Source organism: Rossellomorea vietnamensis NBRC 101237, assembly GCF_001591825.1.
Taxonomy (GTDB): Bacteria; Bacillota; Bacilli; order Bacillales; family Bacillaceae_B; genus Rossellomorea; species Rossellomorea vietnamensis.
On sequence record NZ_BCVQ01000079.1, the window covers coordinates 1 to 11,653 of the forward strand.

Here is an 11,653-nt window from a genome sequence, read left to right on the forward strand (position 1 = left end):
CAGCGGAAATCAACCACTACTCGCTCCTTCATAAGCAACAAAGGTCAAAAGTTGATAATATTTGGTAATTCCCTCCTTAACGTTTATTTATCCTCTCACAGGGAAGGTAACTTATAAGAATAAAAAATAGATAAATGGAGGAACGATTTATGACACAGCCTGTACCTTATGAAACTGGGACAAGAAATAATGCGAAAGTGAACGGAAAAAGGAGCGGCAAATTAGTAAAAGGAATGGTGATGGGAGCCGTCGTAGGTGGAGCCCTTGCCATGCTGGATAAAACAACGAGAAAAAATGTGACATCAAGAACATCCGACATGAAGGACTCTACAATGGGGATGGTTGCCAAAGTGAGAGAGAATCCTTCAGGAGTGGTGAATGACTGGCAGGACCGCTTGAAAACAGCGTCCAATGTGCTAAAAGAAGCCATCAACGACGCGCAGAACCTGTACGAAAAGGTGAATGACGATGTGGTGGATCAAGTCAGTCAAATCAAAGATGATTCTACTGAAATGATTGCCACGACGAAAGAAGCGGCAGAAGAATTAAAGGATATCGGCAGCAAAGTGAAGGAAGCGGGAGAAGAAGTAACAGGTGAATCCACACCGTCTCAGCCTGCGAAAAGCTCTACTTCCACATCGGAAGATCAGTCCATTCATCCAACGAACCGTACAAGCAGCATCCCGGGACAAGTTGGATCATAATAATAAAAAAACTGGCGCAATCGCCAGTTTTTTTGTTGTCTGAGATTTATCTGCGGGAGGCTTGGGGCCAGATGATTTCCAGTTCGTCCCCCTGCTCGATTTCTTCGTAAAAAGTCGTTTCGACTCCATTTTTCAAAAGGACAAAGCTTCCGTTCGAATGAGGGGGCATGTTGATTTCCACTGCGTTGAATAAGTCCTGAAAGATAAATGAACCCGCTTGTTGTTCTTCAATCAGGATGCTATCACCGGAGAATAAACGATCTTCCATGTCGAGCTTGATATCATTACGAGTGATGATGCTGCTTTCTTTCCGAAGATGCAATTCCTGTCCGTTAAACGTGATCGTGATGGCTTTTGCCACGGTAAACTGTTTCTTGGCAAGCAGTTCATTCACCGTTGGAGTGACACCGGGTTTGTATGTGATGACATCCCCATTCTTGACTTTAGATGAGTGTTTCGCCTCGATCCCATTGATCAATAATTTTCCGGAATAGGCCGGGAAGAAGGTATCCACACCGTTGATGGAGATTCGATAAGGCTTGGTACTCTCCATCCATTCGTTGTAGCCTAAATGGGCCAACAGGTCCTGGAGGGTATCAATCAATTCAATCCGGATTGAATCACGGTCACCGATGATGTCTTCCAATCGCGCCATTTGATTATTCCTGAAGACGAGAGGGGAGAGAAGGTGCGGGTCCCCGTCTATAACAATCTGTTTTGAAGAAGAGGAATCCACAAGGTCTCCGATCGTCACCTGAGGAGATGATCCGTCTTTCCCTTTCTGAACCGAAATTCGGTCATGATTCTGAATTTTTTCGTCCAGTGCACACTGGTGGCCATTTTTTTCGATGAGGGGCGGCTCTCCGTAACCACCGGGTAACGTGATATCCTGTCCGTTCACATTGACAAAGAAACCATTCCCGGGTGTACCATGCCACTTGGTTAATTTTAATCCCGCAGCAAGGAGGCAGTCGCCTATTGTCAGATCCTTGACTTCGAATAAGCGGACAGGCTGGTCGTTTACATACGCCGTGACATATTGGACCGGGGCCTGCTTCGCTGCAATGGCGATCCCGATCGGCGTGACAAGTTCAGGTCCCTTTGTCACTTCATCCGATACAGTCACGTTCTGAATCGCGTCCACGCCTCTTACGGCCACCCGGTTGGCAGGCAGCTCCAGGGATGAAGCCAGTTGTCCCGGAAGTCCGGGTGTGAGGCTGCCTCCCCCTACGAGCATGACGGCCTGTGGAGGCTTTCCGTTGTTCAGGCGCAGGATTTCACTTGAAATCTCGCCTGCCAGCCGGTTCACAGAAGGGGAGATCTTCTCTACCACTTCATGGGACGGGAAACTCGTTTCGAACCCGAGGATATCGGTCACCGTGATCTCTTCTGAAGACTGCAGATCCCTTTTCGCCTGCTCGGCCAATGGGAAATCGAGCAATAATTCGTTACTGATCGCTTCAGTAATTTCATCCCCTGCTGTCGGCACCATCCCATAGGCGATGACCGTGCCCATATTGGTGATGGCGATATCCGATGTTCCAGCCCCGATATCAACCAAGGAAACATTCAAACGCCGCATCGATTCAGGTATGAGCACGTTAATGGCAGCGATGGGCTCAAGCGTCAGGGCTTCCATCTCAAGCCCTGACCGTGTCAGGGCCGCAATCAGGGAGTCCACGACGACACGGGGCAGGAAGGTCGCGATGATTTCGACGCTTGCTTCATCCCCCTGCTGATCGATCAGGCTGCCGATTTCCTCGCCATCCAACCGGTAAAAAAGGACGGAGTACCCAACACAATAATAATGATAGCCCTTTGAATCGTTCTCGTTTTCTGCAGCTGCTGCCTGTGCCTGCTGAACGGCGCTCAATTCCAGATGAAGGACATCGTTTTTCTGAAGGAGGGGTTTTCCCTTGATCGTTGACGTTGATAGGGCCGTTTCGGTTTTCAGGGCGCGACCTGCCGCTGCGACACATACTTTATAAAGGGGACCGTGTTTCTTTTCCAATTGTTCTTTGATGGAGGAGATAACCTCAGAAACAGCCGGGACATCATGGATCTGTCCATCGAGCATGGCCCGTTTCTTATGTTCTTCTATTAATATATCTGAAACTTGAAATATTCCGTCTATTTCTTCTAAAATGATCCCGACAACCGATCGTGTTCCGATGTCCAATGCAAAGATTTTTTGCTTTTTTTTCAATTCGTATTCACCCGCTTTAGCCTAGTCTCATACAATACTAAAATACTTTAGCGCTTAAAAGCGTCTAATTAATAAAGAATTTTATCGTGACATTTTCGATGTGTTCTATTATAATAAGTTTCAATATCAAAAATGTATCATACTTTCTTAAAACTATAACAGTTTTTGCGTATGAACAGGATAAAAAAAGAAAGGGTGCTGTATTGTGAGTAATCAAGAGCTCGATCAATTACGTAAACAAGTAGACGAGATGAACTTAAAACTATTAGACACCATTAATGAACGTGCTAAACTAGTTCAAGAAATCGGTCGTGTCAAGGAGACTCAAGGAGTATACCGCTATGATCCTGTTCGTGAACGAGGAATGCTTGATCTGATTAAAGAAAATAATGATGGTCCATTCGAACATTCGACCATTGAACATATTTTTAAAGAAATCTTCAAAGCCGGTCTGGAACTTCAGAAGGACGATCATCGGAAAGCCCTGCTGGTTTCCCGTAAAAAGAAACCGGAAGACACAATCGTCAATATTAATGGAGAAGCCATTGGAGATGGAAAGCCTCATTTCGTCTTCGGTCCATGTGCCGTTGAATCATACGAGCAAGTGGCAGAAGTCGCAAAAGCCGTCAAAGCAAAAGGATTGAAAATGCTCCGTGGCGGAGCGTTCAAACCAAGAACGTCGCCTTATGACTTCCAGGGTCTGGGGATTGAAGGCCTGAAAATCCTTAAAAAAGTGGCGGATGAATATGATTTGGCTGTCGTCAGTGAAATCGTGAATCCTGCTGATATCGAACATGCGGTGGAATACATTGATGTGATTCAGATCGGTGCAAGAAATATGCAAAACTTCGAATTATTAAAAGCAGCCGGTGCCGTTAAAAAGCCGGTATTGCTTAAACGTGGTTTAGCCGCAACGATCGATGAATTCATCAATGCTGCTGAATACATCATCTCTCAAGGGAACGGTGACATCATCCTTTGTGAGCGTGGAATCCGTACGTACGAGAAAGCAACTAGAAACACACTTGACATTTCAGCTGTACCAATTCTTAAGCAGGAGACGCATCTACCGGTATTCGTGGATGTAACGCACTCAACCGGACGCAGAGATCTGTTGCTTCCAACAGCGAAAGCGGCACTTGCCATCGGCGCAGACGGCGTCATGGCTGAGGTTCATCCCGATCCTGCCGTTGCCTTATCCGACTCCGCTCAGCAAATGGACCTTGACCAATTCGATCATTTCTACAAGGAAGTATTGAAGGGCAGAACGATAGAAGTATAATAAATGAAGGGCTGAATCCTTTTCAACGGGGATTCAGCCCTTTTTTATGGTGGGAAACAAGAGCATTGTCTGGGAGGCTGATACAGTTATCAGCGAAACACCATTTTCCTTATAAAAATAAGCCGACCGTACTCCCCCTCAATATGCTATAATAATCTTTTTGCACAAATGAAAAGGTGGTCATTGCAGTAATATCAAGTCTATCGTATGATTATCTACATAATTGAAGATAAATAACCTATATAACACTAATGTGAACATAAATATGTGCATTTTTTAACAAACTATTGTAATCGCTTTTTTCTTTAGGTTTATTTGGTGTAGAATAAGGTAAATGAGTAGAAGAATAAAGGAGTGTAAGCTATGAACGTGACAATATATGATGTAGCAAGAGAAGCCAATGTAAGTATGGCGACGGTTTCCCGAGTGGTTAACGGAAATCCGAATGTCAAACCCGCAACAAGGAAGAAGGTATTAGAGGTCATCGATCGACTCGGCTATCGTCCGAATGCTGTAGCAAGAGGGCTTGCGAGCAAGAAAACGACGACGGTCGGGGTCATCATCCCTGATATCTCAAATATCTTCTATGCAGAACTTGCACGTGGGATTGAAGATATCGCCACGATGTATAAGTACAATATCATCCTAAGTAACTCAGATCAGAATACCGAGAAGGAACTTCATCTATTGAATACAATGCTTGGGAAGCAAGTGGATGGTATCCTGTTCCTCGGCGGCCATATTTCAGAAGAGCATGTGCAGGAATTCGAACGCTCTCCGGTACCGATCGTATTAGCTGGTGCCGTTGAAGAAACGAACAAGGTTCCTTCCGTGAACATCGATTATAAAGCGGCGTCCTTTGACGCGGTTTCAGACCTTCTTGAGAAGGGCCACAAGCGCATCGGCTTTGTAAGCGGTCCTTTCCACGATACGATCAACATGAAGTTCAAACTTGAAGGATACAGGGAAGCACTTGCCAAGGCAGGCGTCGAATACAGTGATGACCTGGTTGTAGAAGGTGAATACACGTATGATTCAGGCCTTGAAGCATGGCAGAAGTTCTCTGAGCTATCGGACAAGCCGACAGCCATCTTCGTCGGGAATGATGAAACGGCCCTTGGTGTCGTCCATGGTGCTCAGGATCAGAACGTGTCCATTCCGGAAGAAGTAGAAGTCATCAGCTTCGATAACACACGATTAGCGCTCATGGTAAGACCTCAACTGACTTCAGTCGTACAGCCTCTATATGATATTGGGGCAGTAGCCATGAGATTATTGACGAAATATATGAACAAAGAAACTGTCGACGAATCAACGGTTGTTCTTCCGCATCGACTTGAGCACCGTAACTCAACAAAGTAAGGAGTTTGTCGATATAAAGGATAAAGACAAACAGAACTTATTTTGTAGGGAGAGTCAAAATGAAAAAGCTTGATGTTCTTACACCAATAGGGGTTGTAGTCGGGTTTCTATTCGTTGCATTCGCGATCATTTCGAATGCGGGAGTGACCGGATTCAGTTCCTTCATCGACCTTCCGTCCATCTTCGTGGTGATCGGCGGATTGATCGCAGCCATGCTGGTCAGCTTTTCGATCAGGGAATTGAAACAGCTGGGGAAAGTGATAAGAGAATCCTTCCGGGATGTGGAATATGATCTTCATGACTTGATCCGGACGTTTGTGACCCTGTCAGAAAAGGCGAGGCGGGAAGGTCTTCTCTCACTTGAGGCAGAAGTGGAAGCGGTCGAGGATCCCTTTATCCGAAAAGGGGTCCTGCTCGCAGTCGATGGAATCGAGCAGGATGTGATCGTCGATATCATGAATGCTGAAATCATTGCGTTAGAAGAGCGGCACCGTAAAAATAAGAGTTTATTGGATAAGGCAGGGGAATATGCCCCTGCATGGGGGATGATCGGTACGCTGATCGGTCTCGTCCTGATGTTAAAGAATTTAAACGATCCTGCTTCACTTGGTCCCAATATGGCGATCGCCTTACTTACGACCCTGTATGGATCCCTGCTTGCGAATCTCGTCTTCCTGCCAATGGCCTCCAAGCTTGCGATGAAAACAGAGAAAGAAGTGTTTATGAAACAAATCGTGATCGAAGGTGTCATCGGGGTTCAATCCGGTCAAAATCCGAAAATATTAGAAGAAAAATTAAGAGTGTTCTTATCCAACGAGGAATTGCAGATGTATTCAGAAAGGAAACAAGAAGGGGCAGCATCAGATGAAGCGTAGACGAAGACCGGCATCTCAGCCTCCGGGGGCTCCAAAATGGATGGTTACGTTTTCTGATCTCATTACTCTTATTCTTGTATTCTTTATTCTATTATTCTCGATGTCACAGATCGATATTGTGAAATTCAGGACCATCGCGGATTCCTTTCAGCAGCGGCAGATTCTCGAATTCTATCCTTCTGTCATCCCTTTTGATCAACCGTCGGCAGAACCCGAAGTGAAATCTGGTGAAGGCAGAGAAGCGGAACAGGACCTGAACTCGTTACTGGCCGATATTCAGAGCTATTTGAACGAAAACAAATTGACTGATGTCGTGGTGGCGACCAGGTCTGAGCGGGGAGTCGTGCTGGTCCTTCAGGAACAAGCCCTGTTTGCTTCAGGTGAAGCGACAGTCCTTCCGGATGCCTATCCGTTTTTGGACAAGGTCGGCGTGCTATTATCCGAAATCCCGAACTTTGTAAAAGTGGAGGGGCATACAGATAACCGCCCGATCAATACATATCGTTTCCCGTCAAACTGGGAGCTCTCGTCGGCAAGGGCGAGCAGTGTGGTGCGTTACTTGATCACAACGGAAGATCTCGATCCGAAGCGATTCATCGCCGTCGGATACGGGGATACGCGTCCCGTCGCACCTAATGATAAAGTGGAGAACCTTCAGAAAAACAGGCGGGTCGAAGTGATCATCACAGATCCAGCGTATGAGGAACAATAGACGTACAGGAAAAATAGAAAACAGGCTTCCACCCTTAAAGGTCGGAAGCCTGTTTTTTATTAATTATTTCTTGTCGTTTTTTACCCGGTTTTTACCGATTCCTCTTAATATATAGATAATGATTGTAATCGTACGCTGAACGGCCGGGTCCCCTAAGGCGCGGAACAGTCCGAAAATCCCGGTTCTCTTGGTCGGCGGCCTTTCTTTTCCTATATTCAGATTTCGCGTATTCCGGACACTCAATGTTTCAATCCCTTCCAGGTTCAAACTCCCCAGTAATTCAGTCATACGGGCCAAGTTATTAAGAATCGCCGCGTTCTGATCTTTATTGGCTTCTTTTGAGAAGTTATACAGGATGTCCTCCTGATGGTTTACCATGGCGCTGATTGTATCCAGATTTCGATTTTCATCCATGTGCTTAATGATTCCGATGACCTTTAAAAGGGAATCTTTATTTTCAGCCAGGGCTTCTATCAGTTCATTCAAGTTCTGCTCCTGAATTTTTTCTTTCGGAATCTCGAGAGGAATAATCTTATCAATGGATTTAGCCATTCGTATCAACCTCACTTCCCGGGAAGACGTAATCTTTTCGATCCCATTTTCTTTCTACTTCAGGGCCCAATTGCGGATTGCGTGTTGCCCAGCGATGATTATTATGGGGAATGGGCGATTTCCCTTTTTTCTCGAGAACTTCCACTTTGGCAGGAACCTCTTTATAAGCAGGTGTATCCGTGTCTTTATCTACATTGCTGCTCGTCAAATAGTTCACCGCATTTTTACCGTCACTGTTTAAGGTGATAAACAATTCCTTCTCGAACACTTCCTTCGTTACATGGACCCTGCCGGTGCTCTCACCATTATCATTGGAAAGCTTGATGAGGGCCCCTTCTTCAATGTCAAGTTCCTTAGCCATTTTCTCGGACACTTCAAAAAATGGTTCCGGGATTTTATTTCGGATGCCTCTCGTATGGGAGGTCATATTTCCTTCATGGAAATGTTCAAGAACCCGTCCGTTATTCACATGATAATCGTATCCTTTTTGTGCAGGATAATTGTATTCATATTGGAGCGGGTAGAATCGGGCTTTACCGTCATCGAAGTGGAACCCGTCCGTATAAAGGAGAGGTGTATCCGTCCCGTCCTCCTGCACAGGCCATTGCAGACTGTTGAACCCTTCCAATCTGTCGTAGGAAACCCCGGCAATCAATGGAGTGAGTGAAGCGGCTTCATCCATGATGTCTGCCGGAGATTGATAGCCCCAGTTAAATCCGAGTTTTTCAGCTATACCTGAATAAATCTCCCAGTCGGGTCTTGCTTCCCCCAATGGCTCGAGTGCTTGGTAAATACGCTGAATGCGTCGTTCTGTATTCGTGAAGGTTCCTTCCTTTTCGACACTTGGTACGGCAGGAAGCACCACGTCGGCATATTCGGCGGTCTTTGTGAGGAACAGATCCTGGACGACGAAGAACTCAAGCTTCTCAAATGCGTCTGTCACGTAGTTGATGTTAGAGTCGACGATTCCCATATCCTCACCGGTGACATACAATCCTTTCAGGTTTCCTTCGTGGATTTCCTCCACCATTTCGTGGTTGTTCATCCCGATATCTTTAGGAAGCTCTGCATTCCAGGCGTTTTCGAATTTTGCACGGATCTCTTCATCCTCCACACTTTGGTAGCCTGGGAAGGTATTGGGCATGCTACCGAAGTCGCTTGCTCCCTGGACGTTGTTATGACCACGGAGAGGGTAAGCGCCTGCTCCGGGTTTTCCATAGTTTCCTGTCACCAGCAGGAGGTTGGAGATGGCAGTAGACGTATCGGATCCGATTTGATGCTGGGTAACACCCATTGCCCAGCAAATGACCGTTGAACCTGCCCGGTGGATATTCTCTGCGACGGCTTTGAGATGTTCCTGGGAAATACCCGTTTTTTCCTCGGCATATTCCATTGTGAAAGGAGCAAGACTTTGATAAAACTCATCGAAATCATTCACCTTTTCATCGATGAACTCTTTATCATGCCAACCTTGATCAATGATGAATTTAGATAGGGCAGATAGCCATACGAGATCGGTCCCTGGATTTGGATGTAGGAAAAGATCGGCTCTCTGGGCCATTTCATGCTTTCGTAAGTCAGCCACAATCAATTTTTGTCCAAAGAGTTTGTGGGAACGTTTGATTTTGGAAGCGAGCACAGGATGGGCATCCGCTGTGTTTGTCCCGACCAGCATGACCAGGTCGGCATGCTCGATATCCTTCATGGATCCAGCATCTCCTCCGTATCCGACGGTCCGGAATAACCCTTTGGTTGCGGGAGACTGGCAATAGCGGGAACAATTATCCACGTTATTCGTTCCAATGACCTGTCTGGCCAGCTTTTGCAGGAGATAGGACTCTTCATTGGTGGCCTTGGATGAGGCGATGAATCCGAGTGCGTCCGGTCCATTCTTTTCTTTGATTTCCTTGAATTTCTCGGCCACATAATGGAGGGCTTCTTCCCATTCAACTTCTTTGAAGTGATCTCCTTCGCGGATCAACGGACGTGTGAGGCGTTTGTCGCTGTTCACATGGCCGTAGCCGAATTTCCCTTTCACACAGGAGGCGATCCCGTTAGCCGGGGCTTCTTCTGTAGGTGACATCTTTAAAATATCCCTTCCTTTTGTCCACACATTGAAGCTGCAGCCCACTCCGCAATACGTACATACGGTTTTGGTTTTCTTGATTTGATCATCCCTCATCTGGGCTTCTGAATCAGAAACGGCGAAAAGGGGGCCGTAGCCTGTTTCCACATTTTTCGTGATATCTATCATCGATCTCAAGAGGCTCGTATTATAGCCCGTCATATAACCCGCTTTTCCGAGCATATCGTTTTCCATGAGGGCATTACATGGACATACCGTCACGCATTGGCCGCAGCTGACACAGGAGGACTGATCGATCGGGACATCCTGATCCCAAATGACACGGGGATTTTTACGCTCCCAGTCAATGGACAGCGTTTCGTTGACCTGTATATCCTGGCATGCTTCCACGCATTTTCCGCAAAGGATACATTGATCCGGATCATACCGATAGAATTGACCGGAGAAATCTTTCTCATATGGTTTCGGTTCAAACGGTTTCATTTGATGCTCGAGCCCCATCATAGCCACTGTATTATGGAGGGTACAGTCACCGTTGTTTTTCTCACAGACCGTACAGTATAGCTCGTGGTTCTCTAAAATGTTGTCCATTGCTTTGAATCTGGCCTCTTTCACATGGGAAAGCTCCGTCTGAATATCCATTGCTTCCTGAAGCGGTGTCCCACAGGCTCTTTTCAATTCCCCATTAATGGAGACAATGCATGTATCACAGGTTTCGATGGCACCGAGACTTTCCTGATAACAAACCTGTGGGATTTCCACCTTACTCAGATTAAGAAATTCCAGGACAGACATACCACGTTCTGCCTCATATTGAATGCCATTGATGAATACGGTTACCTTTCCTTCCATTAAAAAAACTCCCCCTCTTGATCGATTTACGTGCTTTCCTACATATGTAGCTCTGTACCGGTGATCCTTTCAGGGTGTGTATAGATATTCATCCTGTCACCCCTGATAAATCCAACGGCCGTGATCCCCAGGTCATCTGCGAGTTCCAATGCAAGATTGGTCGGGGCCGACTTGGACAGCAGGATGGCGATTCCCATCTTGGAAGTCTTCAGCAGTACCTCAGAAGAGATCCTCCCGCTGAACGCAATGACCTTATCCTTGACCGGAATATGATTCATGAGGCAATATCCATAGAGCTTATCCAGTGCGTTATGTCTTCCGATATCCTGATAGCATTGGATGATGCCAGTTGTGCTGCAGATCGCTGCATTGTGCATTCCCCCTGTCCTGTGAAAATCCCGGGAATGCTCCTGCAGCTCTTGCATGTGATGAATGGCCATGACAGCGGTAAGTTCCGTATTGGCCGTAACCGTTTTGGCTGTGAGCATATCGTTCGTGAAATAAAATTGTCTGCTTTTCCCGCAGCAGGAACCGATAAATCGTTTCGAGGTATTCCTGGCCCTGTCTTCCGGCAGTTTATCGATTTGTACATAGGCGAACCCTTTATCCTGATCGATGGAGAAACGGGTGATTTCGTTGAAGCGCCGAATGATCCCCTCTGAAGCCAGAAAGCCAACCACCAATTCTTCCAGGTTGGAAGGAGAACAGACCATCGTCGCCCATTCCTCCCCATTTAAATGAACGGTAAGTGGGAACTCAGCCGCCACCTCATCCACTTCATCAAAAAAGGCTCCATTTCCATATTTGCGGACAGTACGGGTTAGAATACTTTTATCCTCCAACAGCATATCCTCCCCTTTATGAAACTATCATCATATCGTGTTTTCCCTATTAAGTAAGAAAGGAAAACATGAAATGTTTAAAAAAATGAAAAAATAGTTCCTTAATTTGATATAAGGTTCATTTCGTAAACTTTGTGGCTATGTAAGGTAGCCAGGAGTGGTTGATTTCCGCTGCAGGTG

9 protein-coding genes are annotated in these 11,653 nt (G+C 46.1%); 5 read left to right on the plus strand and 4 right to left on the minus strand.

Going from position 1 to position 11,653, the window contains the following annotated elements; translation table 11 throughout:
• Positions 1-149 precede the first annotated feature (149 nt).
• Entirely contained in the window at positions 150-704 is a 555-nt protein-coding gene (locus BVI01S_RS21190; RefSeq protein WP_061811482.1) for a YtxH domain-containing protein, read from the plus strand.
• A 46-nt stretch (positions 705-750) separates the two neighbouring features.
• On the opposite strand, the gene BVI01S_RS21195 is transcribed toward BVI01S_RS21190, so the two are convergent.
• Positions 751-2,910 (minus strand): cell division FtsA domain-containing protein, encoded by a 2,160-nt coding sequence (locus BVI01S_RS21195; protein ID WP_061811483.1) that lies wholly within the window; start codon positions 2,908-2,910, stop codon positions 751-753.
• Positions 2,911-3,115: 205 nt separating this feature from the next.
• Here BVI01S_RS21195 and BVI01S_RS21200 point away from each other — a divergent pair, with 205 nt between their 5' ends.
• From BVI01S_RS21200 to motS, 4 genes are all read left to right on the plus strand, one after another.
• The gene (locus tag BVI01S_RS21200) at positions 3,116-4,192 is read left to right on the plus strand and encodes a bifunctional 3-deoxy-7-phosphoheptulonate synthase/chorismate mutase (protein ID WP_034765697.1); all 1,077 of its coding nucleotides are present in this window, start codon (positions 3,116-3,118) and stop codon (positions 4,190-4,192) included.
• Between the two features lie 363 nt (positions 4,193-4,555).
• Complete coding sequence (gene ccpA / locus BVI01S_RS21205) at positions 4,556-5,554, plus strand: catabolite control protein A (protein WP_034765699.1); 999 nt, start codon at positions 4,556-4,558, stop codon at positions 5,552-5,554.
• Positions 5,555-5,613: 59 nt separating this feature from the next.
• Positions 5,614-6,429, plus strand: coding sequence for a flagellar motor protein MotP (gene motP / locus BVI01S_RS21210; protein ID WP_061811484.1), 816 nt, complete (start codon positions 5,614-5,616; stop codon positions 6,427-6,429).
• Positions 6,419-7,141 (plus strand): flagellar motor protein MotS, encoded by a 723-nt coding sequence (gene motS / locus BVI01S_RS21215; protein ID WP_034765703.1) that lies wholly within the window; start codon positions 6,419-6,421, stop codon positions 7,139-7,141. Before motP ends, motS begins: the two co-directional genes overlap by 11 nt.
• A 63-nt stretch (positions 7,142-7,204) precedes the next feature.
• Here the strand turns inward: motS and BVI01S_RS21220 are convergent, their stop codons facing one another.
• From BVI01S_RS21220 to fdhD, 3 genes are read right to left on the minus strand one after another with little or no spacing between them, the layout of a single operon-like run.
• A complete protein-coding gene (locus tag BVI01S_RS21220; protein WP_061811485.1) occupies positions 7,205-7,693 on the minus strand; it encodes a helical membrane plugin domain-containing protein in 489 nt (162 codons plus the stop codon).
• A complete protein-coding gene (fdhF, locus tag BVI01S_RS21225; protein WP_061811486.1) occupies positions 7,686-10,631 on the minus strand; it encodes a formate dehydrogenase subunit alpha in 2,946 nt (981 codons plus the stop codon). The genes BVI01S_RS21220 and fdhF overlap by 8 nt, the downstream gene beginning before the upstream one ends.
• A gap of 38 nt (positions 10,632-10,669) precedes the next feature.
• Positions 10,670-11,473 carry a formate dehydrogenase accessory sulfurtransferase FdhD gene (fdhD, locus tag BVI01S_RS21230; protein ID WP_244886969.1) on the minus strand — a complete coding sequence of 268 codons (804 nt, stop codon included), beginning with the start codon at positions 11,471-11,473 and terminating at the stop codon, positions 10,670-10,672.
• Positions 11,474-11,653: the final 180 nt, after the last annotated feature.

Excerpts from the sequence above, each read along its gene's own strand:
- BVI01S_RS21190 (WP_061811482.1), top strand. The coding sequence starts at position 150 with ATGACACAGCCTGTACCTTATGAAACTGGGACAAGAAATAATGCGAAA.
- ccpA (WP_034765699.1), top strand. The coding sequence starts at position 4,556 with ATGAACGTGACAATATATGATGTAGCAAGAGAAGCCAATGTAAGTATG.
- motP (WP_061811484.1), top strand. The coding sequence starts at position 5,614 with ATGAAAAAGCTTGATGTTCTTACACCAATAGGGGTTGTAGTCGGGTTT.
- motS (WP_034765703.1), top strand. The coding sequence starts at position 6,419 with ATGAAGCGTAGACGAAGACCGGCATCTCAGCCTCCGGGGGCTCCAAAA.
- BVI01S_RS21220 (WP_061811485.1), bottom strand. The coding sequence starts at position 7,693 with ATGGCTAAATCCATTGATAAGATTATTCCTCTCGAGATTCCGAAAGAA.
- fdhF (WP_061811486.1), bottom strand. The coding sequence starts at position 10,631 with ATGGAAGGAAAGGTAACCGTATTCATCAATGGCATTCAATATGAGGCA.